The 16,882-nt window shown below is 72.0% G+C and carries 15 protein-coding genes; 14 read left to right on the top strand and 1 reads right to left on the bottom strand.

Features of this window, described 5'->3' with window-relative positions:
* Window positions 1-142 precede the first annotated feature (142 nt).
* The 5 genes from ABT116_RS12450 (at window position 143) to ABT116_RS12430 (ending at window position 6,138) form a co-directional block, all read left to right on the top strand.
* On the top strand, window positions 143-2,872 hold the full coding sequence (locus ABT116_RS12450) for an ATP-binding protein (RefSeq protein WP_351631510.1): 2,730 nt from the start codon (window positions 143-145) through the stop codon (window positions 2,870-2,872).
* On the top strand, window positions 2,869-3,768 hold the full coding sequence (locus ABT116_RS12445) for an anti-sigma factor RsbA family regulatory protein (RefSeq protein WP_351631507.1): 900 nt from the start codon (window positions 2,869-2,871) through the stop codon (window positions 3,766-3,768). The genes ABT116_RS12450 and ABT116_RS12445 overlap by 4 nt, the downstream gene beginning before the upstream one ends.
* Before the next feature lie 81 nt (window positions 3,769-3,849).
* On the top strand, window positions 3,850-4,335 hold the full coding sequence (locus ABT116_RS12440; RefSeq protein WP_351631504.1) for an ATP-binding protein: 486 nt from the start codon (window positions 3,850-3,852) through the stop codon (window positions 4,333-4,335).
* Window positions 4,336-4,492: 157 nt separating this feature from the next.
* Window positions 4,493-5,797, top strand: a complete 1,305-nt coding sequence (locus tag ABT116_RS12435) for an Nramp family divalent metal transporter (RefSeq protein WP_351631501.1) — start codon at window positions 4,493-4,495, stop codon at window positions 5,795-5,797.
* Window positions 5,779-6,138 (top strand): hypothetical protein, encoded by a 360-nt coding sequence (locus tag ABT116_RS12430; protein WP_351631498.1) that lies wholly within the window; start codon window positions 5,779-5,781, stop codon window positions 6,136-6,138. The genes ABT116_RS12435 and ABT116_RS12430 overlap by 19 nt, the downstream gene beginning before the upstream one ends.
* A gap of 6 nt (window positions 6,139-6,144) precedes the next feature.
* Here ABT116_RS12430 and ABT116_RS12425 read toward each other — a convergent pair whose 3' ends face one another.
* A complete protein-coding gene (locus ABT116_RS12425) occupies window positions 6,145-7,833 on the bottom strand; it encodes a chitinase (RefSeq protein ID WP_351631495.1) in 1,689 nt (562 codons plus the stop codon).
* Between the two features lie 410 nt (window positions 7,834-8,243).
* On the opposite strand from ABT116_RS12425, the gene ABT116_RS12420 reads away from it, so the two are divergent.
* The 9 genes from ABT116_RS12420 to ABT116_RS12380 all read left to right on the top strand — a co-directional run bounded on the left by ABT116_RS12420 (window position 8,244) and on the right by ABT116_RS12380 (window position 16,859).
* Entirely contained in the window at window positions 8,244-9,077 is an 834-nt protein-coding gene (locus ABT116_RS12420) for a hypothetical protein (protein ID WP_351631560.1), read from the top strand.
* 69 nt (window positions 9,078-9,146) lie between these two features.
* On the top strand, window positions 9,147-9,854 hold the full coding sequence (gene cpaB, locus ABT116_RS12415) for a Flp pilus assembly protein CpaB (RefSeq protein ID WP_351631493.1): 708 nt from the start codon (window positions 9,147-9,149) through the stop codon (window positions 9,852-9,854).
* Window positions 9,855-9,863: 9 nt separating this feature from the next.
* Window positions 9,864-11,096 carry a CpaE/TadZ family protein gene (locus tag ABT116_RS12410; protein WP_351631490.1) on the top strand — a complete coding sequence of 411 codons (1,233 nt, stop codon included), beginning with the start codon at window positions 9,864-9,866 and terminating at the stop codon, window positions 11,094-11,096.
* Window positions 11,093-11,488: a TadE family protein gene (locus tag ABT116_RS12405; protein WP_351631488.1), complete on the top strand. Its 396-nt coding sequence runs from the start codon at window positions 11,093-11,095 to the stop codon at window positions 11,486-11,488. Before ABT116_RS12410 ends, ABT116_RS12405 begins: the two co-directional genes overlap by 4 nt.
* Window positions 11,485-11,841, top strand: a complete 357-nt coding sequence (locus ABT116_RS12400) for a TadE/TadG family type IV pilus assembly protein (RefSeq protein WP_351631486.1) — start codon at window positions 11,485-11,487, stop codon at window positions 11,839-11,841. Before ABT116_RS12405 ends, ABT116_RS12400 begins: the two co-directional genes overlap by 4 nt.
* 25 nt (window positions 11,842-11,866) lie before the next feature.
* A complete protein-coding gene (locus ABT116_RS12395) occupies window positions 11,867-13,204 on the top strand; it encodes a TadA family conjugal transfer-associated ATPase (protein WP_351631484.1) in 1,338 nt (445 codons plus the stop codon).
* A gap of 9 nt (window positions 13,205-13,213) precedes the next feature.
* The gene (locus ABT116_RS12390) at window positions 13,214-14,158 is read left to right on the top strand and encodes a type II secretion system F family protein (RefSeq protein WP_351631480.1); all 945 of its coding nucleotides are present in this window, start codon (window positions 13,214-13,216) and stop codon (window positions 14,156-14,158) included.
* 16 nt (window positions 14,159-14,174) lie between these two features.
* Entirely contained in the window at window positions 14,175-15,062 is an 888-nt protein-coding gene (locus tag ABT116_RS12385; RefSeq protein ID WP_003992659.1) for a DUF5936 domain-containing protein, read from the top strand.
* Window positions 15,063-15,077: 15 nt separating this feature from the next.
* Window positions 15,078-16,859, top strand: coding sequence for a sensor histidine kinase (locus ABT116_RS12380; RefSeq protein ID WP_351631477.1), 1,782 nt, complete (start codon window positions 15,078-15,080; stop codon window positions 16,857-16,859).
* The last annotated feature ends 23 nt before the right edge of the window (window positions 16,860-16,882 follow it).

The raw sequence follows: 16,882 nt of genomic DNA, 5'->3' as shown, positions 1-16,882 counted from the left end.
TCGAGGTGTCACGGCGGAAGTGCACCCCCAGGGGTGGCTCCGGCGTGCATATATGTACGGGACTCGGAGAGAGTGAGGTCCGCGCACAGGGAGCCGGAGTGTCCGGATCCCCGACCCCCACCCCTCAGAGGACTGGCTGATCATGGGCGGATCAGCGCCACGACGGGACCACCACCTGCCGGCCGAGACGACCAGCTTCGTCGACCGGCGTGGCGAACTGACCCAGGGCCGCGAACTGCTGGCCCGCGCACGGCTGGTGACGCTGACCGGACCGGGCGGCGTCGGCAAGACCCGGCTCGCCGCACGCATCGCGGCCCGGGTGCAGCGCGCCTTCCCGGACGGCGTGCGCTGCGTGCACCTGTCCGGACTGCACGACCCGGCTCTGGTCCCGCTGGCCGTCGCCGACGCGCTCGGGCTCCACGACCGCTCCGCCCAGCCGCCCCTGGACGCCCTCGTGGAACAGCTACGGGACCGGCGGCTGCTCCTCGTCGTCGACAACTGCGAGCACCTGGCGGACGCGTGCGCCCGGCTCGCCGCCGCCCTGCTGCACGGCTCCGGGGGCGTCCGGGTCCTCGCCACCAGCCGGCACCGGCTCGGTCTCACCGAGGAGCACCTGCTGGAGGTACGGCCGCTGCCGGTGCCCGACCCGGACGGCGACCTGTCCGCCGCCGAGGGCTACCCCGCCCTCCGGCTCTTCAGCGACCGGGCCGCCGCCGTCGTCCCCGGCTTCCGCCTCACCCCGGCCAACCGCGCCTCGGTCGCCCGGCTGTGCCACCGCCTGGACGGGCTGCCCCTGGCCATCGAACTCGCCGCCGTCCGCATGCGGGTCCTCGACGTCGACCAGCTCCTCGACCGCCTCGACGACCGCTACCGCTTCCTCACCACCGGCAGCCCCGCGGCCCTGCCCCGCCACCAGACCCTGCGCGCGGCGGTCGCCTGGAGCCACGACCTGTGCACCGTCCCCGAGCAGACGGTGTGGGCCCGGCTGTCGGTCCTGGCCGGCGGCTTCGACCTGGAGACGGCGGAGGCGGTGTGCGCGGACGGTCCCGCCCAGGACAACAGCGGGCCTTTGGCCAGGACCGCGTGTCTGGACGGGGCCGAGCTTCGGGAAAGCGCCGGGCCTTTGAGTGGGGCCGTGTGTCCGGGTGGTGCTGGGTCTCTGGACGGGGCCGAGCTTCGGGAAGACGCCGGGCCTTTGGGTGGGGCTGTGTGTCCGGGCGGTGCTCGGTCCCTGGAGAGCACCCGCCCCGTTGGGGGCCTCGTCCCGGTTCCGGGGGGCCGTGGACAGCTCGTCGCGCTCCGGCGCGCGGCACCGGCCGCCCTGCCCGGCCTGCCGGACCGGTGCCCGGACGGCTCCGACCCATACGCCCGGGCCGCGGCAGCGGTCGCGGGGGCCCCGGCCCCGCCCCCCGGCCTGCGCACGGACGACGTCCTGGAGGCCCTCGCCGGGCTCGTGGACAAGTCCGTGCTCTGCCGGGAGCCCGGGCCCGGCGGTGTGCGCTACCGGCTGCTCGACACCCTGCGGCAGTACGGTCTTGAGCAGTTGCGGTGGGGCGCCGGACAGGAGGAGGCCGCCCGGCGGCGGCAGCGGGACTGGATGGCGCGGCGGGCCGAGGAGTACGAGCGCGGCTGGTTCGGGCCCGGGCAGCCGGAGACGGTCGCCCGGCTGCGCGCCGACCGGGACAACCTCCGCGCCGCCCTCGACTTCAGCCTCTCCGCCCCAGGAGAGGCCCTCGCCGGGCTGCGTCTCGCCGGCACGCTCTGGTTTTACTGGCACGCCTGCGGCGCCTCCCGCGAGGGCCTGTACTGGCTCGACCGGGCCCTGACCGCCGCCCCCGGACCGACCCGGGAACGCGCGCGCGGCCTGTGGGTCGCCGGGCTGCTGGCCGCCGCCACCCGGGACTTCCCCCGGGGCCGCCGCCACGCCACCGACGCCCTCGCCCTCGCCCGCGCCCTCGGCGACGACGCCGAGGCCGCGCACGCCGAGTACGTCATCGGCGTCATCCGGCTGTTCGGAGACGACCTGCCCGGAGCGCTGCGGCACTTCGAGACCACCGTCGCCCGCGGCCCCGTGCCCGGCCAGCACCTCAGCCTCGTCGGCCTCGACCAGGTGGAACTCGCCTGCGCGCTGGGCTACCTGGGCGAGGCAGAGCGGGCCGTTGAGGTCTGCGAGCGGGCCCTCAGGCTGTGCGAGCGGCACGGCGAACAGTGGGTCCGGTCCTACGTGCTGCGCATTCTCGCCCTCGCCCACACCGTGCGCGGCGACTGGCCCCGGGCCGAACGGCACGCCAGAGAGGCCCTGCGGCTCAAACTCGCCGTCCACGACGTCATCGGCATCGCCCTCACCCTCGATCTGCTCGCCTCGATCGCGACCGCACGCGGCGACCACGAGCACGCCGCCGTGCTGCTGGGCGGCGCCGACCGCGTCTGGGCCGACATCGACACCGGCCGCTGGGGCTCCCACACCCTCAACTCCGCACGCCGGGACAGCGAGGAGCGGGCGGCCCGGGCCCTCGGGCACGAGGTGTTCGAGCGGGCCCATCGCCGTGGTGGAGCCCTGGGTCTCGCGGAACTGGCCGGCCACGAGCTCCAGGAGCCGGGCCGCCCGCACCCCACGGAACCCGCCACCGCGCCCCCGCACGACGGCACGGTCCGTCTGACCCGCCGTGAGACGGAGGTCGCCCAGCTCGTCGCCGAAGGGCTCGCCAACCAGCAGATCGCCGACCGCCTGGTGATCGCCCGCCGCACCGCCGAGGGCCATGTGGAACGCATCCTCGGCAAGCTCGGCTTCAGCAACCGCAGCCAGATCGCCGCCTGGGTGACGGCCCAGCGCTGCCCCACCCCCACCCACCCACCCGAGGGGATCACGTGACCACCGGAGAACTCAGCCCGTTCGACCACCGCATGGCCGTCTTCGACTCCGACGACGGCTTCCTGGCCGCCGCCCTGCCCTTCCTCGGCGAGGGCCTCGACGCCTCCGGCGAACCGCCGCCGGTGGCCATCGCCGCCCCGCACCACCTGGACCTCCTGCGCGACGCCCTCGGCTCCGGCGCGAAGGACGTCACCTGCATCCCGCACACCGACTGGTACACCGGCTCCGCCGCCAACGCCGTCGCCCGGGCCGCCGCGTACCTCACGGCGCACGCCGGCCCCGGCGGCCGGCTCCACCTCGTCATGGAGCCCGTCTGGAGCGGCCGCGCCGGCCGTTCGGCCCGCGAGACCACCGAGTGGATCCGCTACGAGGCCCTCGCCAACCTCCTCTTCGCCCCCATGGCCACGACCGCCCTGTGCGCGTACGACACCCGCACCGCCGGGCCCGCCGTCGTCGCCGCGGCCCGCCGCACCCACCCCGACACCGAGGTGTACGAGGACCCGCTGCGGCTCGCGGCCGAACTCGACGCCGTACCGCTGCCGTTGCCCCCCGCCGGTGCGCTGCGCGTCCCGGAGCCGCACGGTGCGGCCGTGCAGAGCTGGGCCGTGGGGCGGGGGCTGCCTGATGCGGACGCCGAGCTGTTCGCCGCCGCCGTGGCGGAGAGCGCGGCGGCCCTCGCGCCCCTCGACGGTGGCCTGCTGCTGTGGGGGGAGGCTCCCGGCTGTGTCTGCGAACTGCGCTCGGCCCGCCGTCTCGACGACGCGCTCGCCGGCTTCGTCCCGCCGGCCGCCGGCCCGGAACCGGGACCAGGGCTGTGGTACGCGCGTCAGGTCTGCGCCTACGTGGACATCCGCGACGACGCCGACGGCGCGACGGTCCGTCTCCAGTACGCGTGACCCCCTCACCTGCACAAGCAGGTAGGGGATCGGGTAGTCCTCCCCGTGCGCGGGACCGCCCGAGGGGATCACCCTGGACCCATGCTGCAACTCTCCGGGCGGCACCACCTCCCCGACCCCGACGCCCGCTACGGCCCGTTCCCGCAACCACCGCTGGGAGCGGGGCACCTGAGGGTCGAGTACGCACCCCGGCCCTCCGCCGTCCGTGAGGCACGCGCGGAGGTCCGCAGGCAGTTGGAGGGCTGGGGGCTCGGCGAGCGCGGTGACGTCGCGGAGGTGGCCGAACTGCTCGTCGGCGAACTGGCCACCAACGCCGTGGTGCATGCCGCGAGCCCCTTCCGGCTCACCCTCTTCGCCGCGCACGGCCTCCTGCGCTGCGAGGTCGCCGACGCCGCACGCCGTGTGCCGCGGGTGCTGGACGCGGGCACCGGGGAGAGCGGCCGTGGGATGTTCCTGGTGGACGCGCTCGCCCAGCGCTGGGGCTGCCACCGGGACGGGCCGGGCAAGACCGTGTGGTTCGAGCTCGGCACGTGCGGATCGGACGGCTGCGGTCGGCGACAGCCGTGACGCTCCGCGGGTGGGCCCTGGCGGTGCGTTTCTGCCCGCCTGGGCCCGTCTTCGGGCCGCGGCCCGTCGTGGTTGATCGCGCAGTTCCCCGCGCCCCTGAGGCGATCCCGCTCAGGCCCTCTTGTCGGGTCCCGTTCTTTACGGTTTCTTGATCTGTATGGCCGACACCACGGAGCACACGGGTACGCAGCAACCCCAACCGCGAAAGGCGAGTTGGAAACACATCGGTCCGGGCATCGTCGTCGCGGCGACCGGTGTCGGCGCCGGTGACCTGGTCGCCACGCTGATCGCGGGCAGCAACTTCGGCTACACCCTCCTGTGGGCCGCGATCATCGGCTGTCTGGTGAAGATCTCCCTGGCCGAGGCGGCGGGTCGCTGGCATCTGTCCACCGGCCGCACCCTGTTCGACGGCTGGGCGAGCCTCGGCCGCTGGACCACCTGGTTCTTCGCGGTCTACGTCGTGGTCTGGGGCTTCGTCTACGGCGCCGCGGCGATGTCGTCGAGCGCGCTGCCGCTGCAGGCGCTGTTCCCGGACGTGATGGACCTCAAGTGGTGGGGCATCGCCTGCGGCCTGGTCGGCCTGGTCTTCGTCTGGTTCAACAAGTACGCGGTGTTCGAGAAGGTCATGACGGTCCTGGTGGGCGTCATGTTCGTGGTGACGGTGTACCTGGCGATCCGGGTCACGCCGAACATCCCCGACGCCTTCGCCGGACTCCTGCCGGTACTGCCGGACGAGAAGGACTCGATCCTCAACACGCTGGGCCTGATCGGCGGGGTGGGCGGCACGATCACGCTCGCGGCGTACGGCTACTGGGTCAACGCCAAGGGCTGGACCGACACCGGCTGGATGAAGGTCATGCGGCTGGACAACCGCGTCGCCTACGCCACCACCGGCGTCTTCGTCGTCGCGATGCTGTTCGTCGGCGCGGAGCTGCTCCACTCGGCGAACGTGGCCATCGCCAGCGGTGACAAGGGTCTGATCCAGCTGGGCGACATCCTGGAGAAGGAGTACGGCTCGGCCACGGCGAAGTTCTTCCTGATCGGCTTCTTCGCCACGTCCTTCACCTCGCTGATCGGCGTCTGGCACGGCGTGAGCCTGATGTTCGCCGACTTCGTGGCCCGCTTGTCGGGCCGGGGACAGGCCAAGGGGGAGGAGGTCGCCTCGGGGACCCGCGAGCGCTCCTGGCCGTTCCGCGCCTACCTGCTCTGGCTGACCTTCCCGCCGATGATTCTGCTCTTCGAGGGCCAGCCCTTCCGTCTGATCATCATCTACGGCGTCCTCGGCGCGGCCTTCCTGCCCTTCCTCGCCGGCACCCTACTCTGGCTCCTCAACTCCTCCCGCACGCCCCGGGAGTGGCGCAACGGGGCCCTCAGCAACGTCATGCTCGCCGTCGCCGGCCTGCTGTTCCTGATCCTGTGCGTGAAGCAGATCTGGGACCAGCCGTGGGGGGAGTTCTTCTAGGGCAGGCCCAGGCTCCGCAGCAGCCGCCGTACGCCCAGGCTCCGTCGCAGCCTGTGGCGGACGGCCCGGACTTCCTGGCCGTCGACAAGCGCAACGCGGTCGTCGTCGACGCGTCGGGCGTCGCCTTCGAGTCGTCCGGGCTCTCGATCGAGTTCCGCTGGCCCGAGATCCGCAGCGTCCACTACCAGGCGAGCCCGGGCGGCAAGGCGCTGATGGTCGCCGTGATCCACATGGACGGCCGGTTCTTCGAGTGCGTGGTGGAGGCCAAGCCCAGGTCGCGGCTCCAGGAGTGGTTCCCGCAGCTGGCCTGGGTGCTCGGCCACTACCGTCCGACGGGATAGGGGCTGTTACGGGAGCCCGTGCACATGCGGCCCCACCGCGTTGGACCAGGCGTTGCCCGCCGCGGCGTCCCAGTTGGTCGACCAGGTCATCGCACCGCGCAGGCCGGGGTACGTCCGCGGCGGCTTGAAGGTGCCGCAGCCGGTGGCCCTGGTCAGACAGTCCAGGGCGTTGTTCACCACGGCCGGCGAGACGTAGCCGCTGCCCGCGCCGCGCGTCGAGGCCGGCAGGCCCAGACCCACCTGGGACGGGGCGAGGCCGTTCTCCAGCTGGATGCAGGCCAGGGCCGTCAGGAAGTCGACCGAGCCCTGGCTGTAGACCTTGCCGTCGCAGCCGAGCATGGAACCGCTGTTGTAGTACTGCATGTTGACGACCGTGAGGATGTCCTTCACGTTCAGCGCGGTCCGGAAGTAGCCGTTGGACGTCGACTGCATGTCGATCGTCTGCGGAGCCATCGTGAGGACGAGGGACGGGCCCGCCTTCGCCGACAGCGCACGCAGCGCCTGCGTCATGTACGTCGCGTTCAGGCCGTTCTCCAGGTCGATGTCGACGCCGTCGAAGCCGTACGTCTGCATCACGGAGTACACGCTGTTCGCGAAGTTCGTCGCGGAGGCCGCGTCGTTGACCGACACCGTGCCGCGCTCACCGCCGACCGAGATGATGACCTTCTTGCCGGCGGCCTGCTTCGCCTTCACGTCCGCCTTGAACTGCTCGACCGTGTAGCCGTTCAGCCCGGCCGAGTCGAGGGTGAAGGACACCGCCCCGGGCGTGCCCGTGGCGTCGGCGAAGGCCACCGCGATGATGTCGTAGGCGGCGGGGACGTCCGAGATGCGCTGGACCGTCGCGCCGTTGTCGAAGTTCTGCCAGTAGCCGGTCACCGCGTGCTCGGGCAGGGCGGGGCCCGGCCCGTTCGGCTTGTTCGTGGTCCCCGTCACGGCCGCCGACTTCGGCGACTCACCGGCCCCGTTCGTCGCCGTCACCTGGAAGGAGTACGACGTCGAGGCCGCGAGCCCGGTCACCGTCGCCGAGGTGCCGGAGACCGCCGTCACCTTCGTGCCGTCGCGGTAGACGGTGTAACCCGTCGCCCCCGACACCGTGTTCCACGCCAGGGAGACCGAGGAGGACGTGGTGCCGGAGACGTTCAGGCCGCCCGGCGCGGGCGGGATCGTGGGGCCGGGGTCCGTGCCCCCGCCGCCGTCGGGGCCGAACACCGACACGTCGTCCGCGTAGTAGGCCGCCTGCCCGTACCAGCCGTGCGTGTACACCGTCACCGAGGTGGTCGAGGAGCCCGTGGTGAAGGTGGTCGACAGCTGCTTCCAGGAGGAGGAGTCGGGCGTCCAGGTGGACACGTCCGTCGTGCCCGTGCCCGTCACGCCGAGGTAGGCGTACCCGCCCCGGACCCAGGCGCCCAGCGTGTACGTCGAGTCGGGCTTCACCCGGACCGTCTGGGCGCACCGGGCGTTGTCCTGCCCCGAGGGGGTCGCCCGCAGCGCGGCCGTGCCGGTGCGGACCGGGGAGGAGACCGTCGTGCCGCTGCCCGCCGAGCAGGTCCAGTCGCTCAGGCCCGACTCGAAGCCGGCGTTCCTGGCGTTGTTGACGTCGGCGGCGCTGGCCTGGCCGACGGTCGTGACAGTGAGGGCCAGGGCAGCCGTGACGGCACCCGACCAGAGCCGCAGGGATCGTCTGTGTGGGGACATGACAAGAAAATGGTCCAGACCAAAGCGACTGTCAAGAGGTCCAGACCAACCGGTCGAGCGGGATGCGCGAGCGCGGGTACGCGACGCGGCGCCAGGCGTGGGCCTTAAGGACCCGAGCGAAGGCCCGCCGTCACCACTGGGCCCGCTGGGCCCACCGCCCGGGACCGCCCCGGCCGCCGAGATGACCGGCAAGATGCTCAACGTGCCCCGTTTTGACGCCTCTTGTGCAACGGCAGTTGCCCTCCAGCTACACAAACGCTGTTCTCCGGTCACAGAGGCGTGGATACAGTGCTGAGGTAGTCACGCAGTGAAGTCGACACGGTGCGCCGGAGTGACACCCGGCGTTCCGACCGGCATGGGGAAACGGGGAGCTGCGCGTGCCAACTGCCATTGCCGTGACCAGCGCCGACATGGCGCTGCCGCCACAGGACGAACGCACCCTGCCCGCCGTCGTGCTGCGGGACGTCGACCGACGCCCCCTGGAGCAGGCGCTGGCCGAGATGCAGGCCCTCGTCGAGCACCACGGACATGTGATCGTGGTCTGCTCGCAGGCCGCGCCCACCGCGGTGCAGCGACGCCTGCACACCCTGCGCTCCCTCATGGAGAGCGACCGGATCGCCCTGTTCCGCCCCGACCTGCCACCCCTCGGACTGGCCGTCCTGGCCCGCCAGTTACGGCAGCTCGCCTCCTGCGACATCAGCCCCGGCGTGCTCGCCTCGGCCGGCCGGCTGCTCGTCCACTACATCCACGCCGGCGCGCTGCTGAACTCCGTGGCCCGCCTCGACCGCGTTCCCGTCGGCCTGAAGTCGCACGCCAAGTCCTGGGTGCCCGGCAGCCAGTTCGGCGTCCTCGCCCACCCCGAGCCGCACCTCGTGAGGATCACCCCCGAGGCGCAGCTTCCCGGCCCCGAGTTCGGCACCTGGATGCTTCTCGCCAAGGGCCAGCTCCAGTCCGACTGGGTCACCGGCACCCTCGCCCCCTCCTGGAAGGTGCAGGGCCTGCGTGAGACCCCGCTCCCGGCCGAATCACCCGGCTGGTGGGGCACCGGCAGGCTCATCGAGTTCTGCAGCTACCTGCCCGACCTGTCCGTCCTCTACCAGCTGGTCACCTCCGTCCGGCGCAGCCGGTGCCACTGGTGCGGCATCGACGTCATCGGGGACCGCTGCGTGTTCTGCTCGGCCACGCCACCCGTCCACGACAGCCCGCCCCACCAGCAGCTCGAGAACCGAACGGCCGTCGGCTGAGGCCTGACACCGCTCGTCAGCACTGTTCCGATCCCGCTCGACCATATCCCCAACGAGGTTGTACGGTTCATGAACTCCCGTCAGCGCCGCGGCGTGATTCTCCTGCTCCTGTCGGTCGTCTGCGCCCTCGGCGCCTTCGCCGGCGTGCTCTCCGTCATCAGCGACGTGAAGTCGAAGGTCGGCCCCGAGGTCACCGCCTACCGGCTGAAGTCCGAGGTGCCGCCCTACACCACCCTCAGCACGGGCCAGTTCGAGAAGATCAAGATGCCCGAACGGTGGCTGTCCGACAACGCGGTCACCGATCTGCGGGAGATCCAGGGCAAGATCGCCGTCACCACGCTGCGCGCGGGCTCCCTGCTCCAGTCCGACATGATCGTCCGCCGGCCGGCCCTCCAGCCCGGCCAGCAGGAGGTCGCCATCATGATCGACGCGGCGACCGGCGTGGCCGGCAAGATCACGCCCGGCGCCTCGGTCAACGTCTACGCCACCTTCGAGGGCGCACGCGAGGGCGACCCCGACCAGTCGAAGATCATCGTCACCAACGCCAAGGTCCTCGACGTCGGCGACCTCACCGCGCTCAAACCCGACGAGAGCAACCGAACCCAGCAGCCCACCGACGCCGTCCCGATCACCTTCGCACTGTCCGCCCTCGACGCCCAGCGCATCACCTACGCCGAGTCGTTCGCCAAGCGGGTCCGGCTCGCCCTGGTCGCGCCCGGCGGCGACACCACCGTCCCCGAGCGGGACCGGACGTACGAACTCGCGAAGGACAAGTGAGAGGCTGCCATGCCCACGAGGATCCTCCCGGCAGTCGGTGACACGGACGCGGTCCGGTCCGTCACGACACTGCTCAGCCAGCTCCCGGACGCCGAGCCCGTCGCCCCCGTGGTCGACTCCACCCAGCTCATCGACACCCTCGCGCGGCTGGCCGCCGAATCGGTCGACGAGCTGCCGGAGGTCGTGATCGTCCACGAGCGGATCGGCCCGGTTCCCGCGCTGGAACTGATCCGCGAAGTGGCCCTGCGCTTCCCGGCCGTCGGCGTCATCCTCGTCACCTCCGACGCGAGCCCCGGCCTCTTCCAGGCCGCCATGGACTACGGCGCCCGCGGCCTGGTCGCCCTGCCCCTCAGTTACGAGGAACTCGCCAGCCGCGTCCAGGCCGTCGCCCAGTGGTCCACCGGCGTACGACGGCACCTGGGCGCCGGCGGCGACGTGTTCACCGGCGTCGGCGGCACCGTCGTCACGGTCAGCGGCGCCAAGGGCGGCGCAGGCACCACCCTGACCGCCATCCAGCTCGCCCTGGCCGCCCAGGCCTCCGGCCGCAGCACCGCCCTGGTCGACATGGACCTCCAGACCGGCGACGTCGCCTCCTACCTGGACGTCCAGTTCCGCCGCTCCGTCGTCGACCTCGCCGCCATCACCGACATCTCCCCGCGTGTCCTCGCCGACGCGGTCTTCCGGCACGACACCGGCCTCGCCCTGCTGCTCGCCCCCGCCGAAGGGGAACGCGGCGAGGACGTCACCGACCGCGCCGCCCGGCAGATCGTCAGCGCCCTGCGCTCGCGCTACGAGGTCGTCGTCATCGACTGCGGCGCCCAGCTCGGCGGCGCCGGGGCGGCGGCCGTGGAGATGGCCGACCGGGCCCTGCTCGTCACCACGCCGGACGTGGTCGCCGTACGGGGCGCGAAACGGGCCGTGCGGATGTGGGACCGGCTGCAGATCCGCAAGGCCGAGGAGACGACCGTCGTCGTCAACCGGCACTCGCGCGGTACGGAGATCCAGCCGCCCCTGATCCAGAAGATCACCGGCACGGCGGTCGCGGCCACCGTGGTCCCCGCCAACTTCAAGGAACTGCAGAGCGTCGTGGACGCGGGCCGTATCCACGAACTGGAGAACAAGAGCTCCGTGAAGCAGGCCCTGTGGGGCCTGGCGGGGGAGCTGGGGCTGGTCAAGACCCCGGACGGTGCCCAGAAGGGGGGCCGGGGGGCGGTGGGCTTCCGGCGGAGGAGGGAGGGATGAGGGTGCTGAGGGTGCCTTTAAGGAAGCGGGACAGGGGGCAGGTGACGATCGAGTTCCTGGGGATGACGCCGACGATCATCGTGACGCTGATCGCGCTGTGGCAGGCCGTCCTCGTCGGCTACACCTACATCCTCGCGGGCAACGCCGCCGACGAGGCCGTACGGCAGGGGACGGCTGCGGAGCCGGGGGTGCGGCAGGGCGTGTGCGAGCAGGCGGGCAAGGACAAGCTGTCGGACGCGTGGCGTTCCGGGGCCGAGGTGACCTGCGGCGGCTCGGGCTTCGTGACGGCCGACGTGGCCCTGGAGGTCCCGGTCCTGTTCCCCGGCACGCTGTCCTTCGGGTTCACGGTCGAAGGCCACGCCGGGGCGGTCGAGGAGGCGAAACCGAGATGACCGGTATCCGCAAGGTCCGCGACCGCGGCCAGGTCGCCATCGAGTACATCGGCTTCCTGCCGATCCTGCTGATCGTCGCGCTGGGGGCCGTGCAGCTCGGCCTGATCGCCTACACGGCCCAGCAGGCCGGCACGGCGGCCAGGACGGGGGCGCGCAGTGCGTCGCTGGACGGTCCGTCCGAGGCGGACTGCAGGGCAGCGGTCAGCAGCTGGCTGGCAGACGGGACGAGCTGCTCGGCGCCGACCGGCGGGGACGAGGTCACGGTCACGGCCACCGTGCAGATCCCGTCCCTCGTGCCGGGCTGGAAGTTCGACCCGGCCGTCAAGACCGCCACGATGCCGCGCGACCACTGAGCGACGAACGAGGAGCACCCGACTCATGAGCCTGCGAGCACGGATCAACACCCCCGAGGAGAAGGGCAACCGGGGCGAGGACGGCCACATGGTCGCCTCCTACCGGGCCAAGCTCCTGGAGGAGATCGACCTCGCGGAAATGAGTTCGCTGGCCGCCGCCGAGCGCAGGGCGCGGCTTGAGCGGGTGCTGGGGCACATCATCAGCCGCGAGGGCCCGGTCCTGTCGACGGTGGAGCGCTCGCAGCTGATCCGCAGGGTGGTCGACGAGGCACTGGGCCTCGGCATCCTGGAACCGCTCCTGGAGGACGCGTCCATCACCGAGATCATGGTGAACGGCCCGGACGCGATCTTCGTGGAGCGCGGCGGCCGGGTCGAGCAACTGCCGTTGCGCTTCGCCTCCAACGACCAGCTCATGCAGACGATCGAGCGGATCGTCTCCACGGTCAACCGCCGCGTGGACGAGTCCAACCCGATGGTCGACGCCCGCCTGCCCTCCGGCGAGCGCGTCAACGTCATCATCCCGCCCCTGTCCCTGACGGGCGCCACCCTCACCATCCGCCGCTTCCCGCGCTCCTTCACGCTCCAGGAGCTGATCGGCCTCGGCTCGCTCGACGAGCACATGCTGTATCTGCTGGCGGGCCTGGTGCAGGCGAAGTTCAACATCATCGTCTCCGGTGCGACGGGCACCGGCAAGACGACGCTGCTCAACGCGCTGTCCGGCCTCATCCCCGAGGGCGAACGCATCATCACCATCGAGGACTCCGCCGAACTCCAGCTCCAGCAACCCCACGTGATCCGCCTGGAGTCGCGGCCCCCGAACGTCGAGGGCAAGGGCCAGATCACCATCCGCGACCTCGTCCGCAACTCCCTGCGCATGCGCCCCGACCGGATCGTCGTCGGTGAGGTCCGCGGCGGCGAGTCCCTCGACATGCTCCAGGCGATGTCCACGGGCCACGACGGCTCACTCGCCACCGTCCACGCCAACAGCGCCGAGGACGCGCTGATGCGACTGCAGACCCTGGCGTCCATGTCGGACGTCGAGATCCCCTTCGTGGCGCTGCACGACCAGATCAACAGCGCGGTCGACGTCATCGTGCAGCTGACGAGGTTCGCCGACGGCGCCCGCCGCATCACCGAGATCGCCCTGATGGACAGCCACGGCAGCGACCCCTACCGCCTGGTCACGGTCGCCCGCTTCAACGCGCAACCCATGACCTCCGACGGCCGTATCCACGGGGCCTTCGAGTACTACCCCCTCCCGCGCCGCACCGCCGACCGCCTCTACATGGCGAGCCAGCCCCTTCCGCAGGCGTTCGGCATCGCTCGGTCGGCGGACCAGCTAGCCACCCGAGAAGCCAGGTAGGACCGACCGATGGAACTGCAATCGCTCATCACGCTCACCACCGGCGTCACTCTGCTGACCTGCGTCCTCGTGGTCGTCGGCCTGCACTCCTACGCCATGGGCAAGGCACAACGGCAGGCCCTGGTCGACCGCCTGTCCACCACGGGCCAGATCCCGGCCGGCGGCCGACGCCGCAACTTCCGCGGCATCGACCGCCGTCTGCGACGCACCAGGCTCGGCAAGAAACTGGAACTGCGCCTGGCGGCGACCGGCCTGGACATCACCCCGGGCGAGTTCTTCGTCTACATGCTCGCCACGGTCGCGGGCCTGTGGCTGATCGGCCAGGCGGCCCTGGCCCCGTTCTTCGGGCCTCTGGCGGGCCTCCTGGGCATCGGGGTGGCGGTCCAGTTCCTCAACTGGCAGCGCCAGAAACGCATCGAGAAGTTCATCAACCAGCTCCCCGAGATGGCCCGGATCCTCGCCAACGCCACCCAGGCGGGCCTCGCCCTGCGTACGGCGATCGGCATGGCCGCCGAGGAGATGGAAGCCCCCGCGGGCGAGGAACTCGGCAAGGTGTCCAACCAGCTGGCGGTCGGCGCCTCGATGGACGACGCGCTGGGCGAACTGGCCGACCGCCTCCCCTCCCGCGAACTGGTCGTCCTCGTCACCACACTGGTCCTGTCCAACCGGGCCGGTGGTCAGGTGGTCAGCGCCCTGCGCAACCTGACGGAGACGCTGGAGGAACGCAAGGAGACCCGGCGCGAGGTCCGCACCCAGCTCTCCCAGGTCAACATGACGTCGTACGCCGTCCCGGTCCTGGGCGTCGGCTCCCTCTTCCTGATGAACGGGGTGAAGGACGGCGCCCTGGACCGCATGACCGGCTCCGCCTTCGGCCAGGCGGCGGTCATCATCGCCTTCTCGCTCTACGCCGTGGGCTTCGTCCTCATCCGCCGCCTGTCCCGCATCGACGTCTGAGAGCACGGAGGCAACCATGGGACTGCTGCTCGCCCTGCTGATGGGCCTCAGTGTCTGGGGCGTCTTCGCCGGCATCCGCATGTACCGCGCGGAGGCCAAACTGCCCGGCGACCTTGCCCTGGCCCTGGAGGTCGGCTCCACCCGCACCGGCGCGGTCGACTCGCTCATCGACCGCCTGGGCATGCGCTACGCGCCCGCGGTGCTGCGGCTGATGGGTCCGAAGCAGGTGGCCAAGTACCGCCGCAAGATCGACCTCGCGGGCAACCCCGGCGGCCTGACGATCGACCGGTACGCGGCGCGGCGGGCGGTCTACGGCTTCCTGGGCGCGGTGGGCTTCCTGGTCTTCCTCATGCGGGGCCAGCTGCTGGTCGCCCTGCTCCTGCTGGCCTTCGGAGCATTCTGGACGGAGGTCGGCATCTGGTCGGCGATCCGCATCCGCAAGGACGTCATCGAACGGACCCTGCCGGACTTCCTGGACGTCCTGGCGGTCGTGGTGAGCGCCGGCCTCGGATTCCGCCAGGCGCTGGACCGGGTCGCCTCCCGCTACGAGGGCCCCTGGGCCGACGAACTGCGCATCACCCTGCGCCAGATGGACCTCGGCATGAGCCGCCGCCAGGCCTTCGCGGAACTGCGCCGCCGCAACGACTCCGAGCAGGTGGCGATGTTCGTGACGGCACTGCAGCAGGGCGAGGAACTGGGCGCGCCGATCGTCGACACGCTGGTGTCCCTCGCCAAGGACATGCGCCGCACGGACGCGCAGAACGCCCGCCGCAAGGCGGCCCGGGCCGTCCCCAAGGCCACGATGATGATCACGACCTTCATGGTCCCGGCCACCATGCTCCTGCTCGGCGCCGGCCTGATCCTCGGCTCGGGCACGGACTTCGGCTCGGTCACGGGGAAGTAGGGGAGGGGCGACGGTATGTCGATGACAGGGGAGCGGACGGGGCTGCTGGGCCGTCGCCGCCGCCGGACCGAGCAGCCACCGGAGATCACGACGCCCCCGGCGGGGACCGTGCTGCCGGCGCATGTCCGCACGGGTGCACCGGACGTGCCCGTGACATCGGTGACGCCTGCGCTGCCACCGGGGTGGGAGGCGGCGGTGGGCGGTGAGCCGACGCTGCGGATCAACGGGGGTGGGCGGCGGAAGGCCGGGGGGCCGAGGGGGGCTGCGCCGGGTCACCTGCCGACGGCCGCGGGCAGCGCCGCACCGGAGCGACACGCGGACGGTGAGTCGCAAGCGTCGTTGAACGGCCGATCGGCCGCCGAGGGCGCCGCGCCCTTGCAGGGGCCACCCGCGCCCGACGACGACGGCAGCCCGGGTGGTGCGGCCGGGGGTCAGCTCCCGGCCGAAGAAGACCAGGAGACCAGCCACCCCGCACCGCCCGCACCCGACGGCGGCGGCCGCCCGGGTGGTGCGGTGGCAACCCGGCTCCCGGCCGAAGAAGGCCAGGACACGACCCATCCCGCCGGTCCCGCGATCGACATCCAGATCAATGCCCTCCAGGCCATGTGCCGCCAGGTCTTCGGCTTCCGCCTGGCCATGATCGCCCTGGCGACCCCCACCGCCCTCGTCAACGCGAACGACGGCCTGCCCACCCGCCTCGTCGGCGCGGCCGTGGTCGTCACCTTCATGACCTCCTACGTCCTCTTCCGAGACTGGGAACGCTTCGGCCCCCTCCTCCTGCGCCACCCCTCCCTCCTCGCCGTGGACACCCTCTTCGGCGCCCTGCTCCTCATCGCCGCAGGCCCCGACAGCACCCTCGCCTACGTCAGCGTCTGCACCCCGCTCCTGGCAGGCCTCGTCTACGGCTGGCGCGGCGCGGCGGTCTTCGCCTCCCTCCAGGCCCTCCTCCTGCTCCTCATCCACGCGGCACAGGAGGACCCGGCCCCCGGCATCACCGAGTCCGCCCTTCTGCCCGGCCTCTGCGTCATCGCCGGCGCCGTCGGTTCCAGCCTCCGCAACCTCATGCTCCGCTTCGGCGCGGCCACCCAGGCCCTCACCACCGTCCAGGCCCGGCTCGCCGTGACGGAAGCGGTCAGCGCCGAACGAGCCCGCCTCGCCCGCGAGATGCACGACTCGGTCGCGAAGACCCTGCACGGCGTGGCCCTGGCCGCCGACGGCCTGACCACCTCGACGAACGCCGACCGTATGGACCCGGCCCTGGTGAGCCAGCAGGCAGCTCTGGTCGCCCGCTCGGCCCGCCGGGCCGCCGCGGAATCCCGGGAACTCCTGGCCGACCTGCGCCGAGAATCGGACCCGTCCCAGGCCACGGACGTCCTGGTCGAACTGGCCGCCCGCACACGTGACTTCAGCACCCGCACCGGCCTCCCGGCGGTCTACCGCCCCACCGGCGCCCACGCCGTACCCCCTGTCCCCCCGGCCGTGGCCCGCCAACTCCTCACCATCGCCTCGGAAGCCATGGAGAACGCCCACCGCCACGCCCACCCCACCCGCGTCGACGTCAGCGCGGGCGTCCACGGCCACCTGCTCCGCATCAGCGTCTACGACGACGGCTGCGGCCTCCCGCCGGGCACCACCCTCGAACAGCTGCGCCGGGCGGGCCACTTCGGCCTGGTCGGCATGGTCGAACGCGCCGCCTCGGTCGGCGCCCGCATCCGCATAGGCCGCGGCGGCCACTCCCAGGGCACGGAGGTACGCCTGGAACTGCCCCTGGCCGCCCTGACCACCCCCACCGCATGACCCCACGACCCGAGAGGAGGCCC

Source organism: Streptomyces sp. NPDC002130 (genome assembly GCF_040296465.1).
Taxonomy (GTDB): Bacteria; Actinomycetota; Actinomycetes; order Streptomycetales; family Streptomycetaceae; genus Streptomyces.
Note: the sequence above shows the minus strand (reverse complement) of the source record. Positions and strands in the feature narration are given on the sequence as shown.

Bases quoted from the DNA above. Each gene is read 5' to 3' on its own strand.
- ABT116_RS12380 (WP_351631477.1), top strand. From the start codon at position 15,078: ATGTCGATGACAGGGGAGCGGACGGGGCTGCTGGGCCGTCGCCGCCGC.
- ABT116_RS12440 (WP_351631504.1), top strand. From the start codon at position 3,850: ATGCTGCAACTCTCCGGGCGGCACCACCTCCCCGACCCCGACGCCCGC.
- cpaB (WP_351631493.1), top strand. From the start codon at position 9,147: ATGAACTCCCGTCAGCGCCGCGGCGTGATTCTCCTGCTCCTGTCGGTC.
- ABT116_RS12420 (WP_351631560.1), top strand. From the start codon at position 8,244: ATGGCGCTGCCGCCACAGGACGAACGCACCCTGCCCGCCGTCGTGCTG.
- ABT116_RS12405 (WP_351631488.1), top strand. From the start codon at position 11,093: ATGAGGGTGCTGAGGGTGCCTTTAAGGAAGCGGGACAGGGGGCAGGTG.
- ABT116_RS12435 (WP_351631501.1), top strand. From the start codon at position 4,493: ATGGCCGACACCACGGAGCACACGGGTACGCAGCAACCCCAACCGCGA.
- ABT116_RS12385 (WP_003992659.1), top strand. From the start codon at position 14,175: ATGGGACTGCTGCTCGCCCTGCTGATGGGCCTCAGTGTCTGGGGCGTC.
- ABT116_RS12395 (WP_351631484.1), top strand. From the start codon at position 11,867: ATGAGCCTGCGAGCACGGATCAACACCCCCGAGGAGAAGGGCAACCGG.
- ABT116_RS12450 (WP_351631510.1), top strand. From the start codon at position 143: ATGGGCGGATCAGCGCCACGACGGGACCACCACCTGCCGGCCGAGACG.
- ABT116_RS12410 (WP_351631490.1), top strand. From the start codon at position 9,864: ATGCCCACGAGGATCCTCCCGGCAGTCGGTGACACGGACGCGGTCCGG.
- ABT116_RS12390 (WP_351631480.1), top strand. From the start codon at position 13,214: ATGGAACTGCAATCGCTCATCACGCTCACCACCGGCGTCACTCTGCTG.
- ABT116_RS12425 (WP_351631495.1), bottom strand. From the start codon at position 7,833: ATGTCCCCACACAGACGATCCCTGCGGCTCTGGTCGGGTGCCGTCACG.
- ABT116_RS12400 (WP_351631486.1), top strand. From the start codon at position 11,485: ATGACCGGTATCCGCAAGGTCCGCGACCGCGGCCAGGTCGCCATCGAG.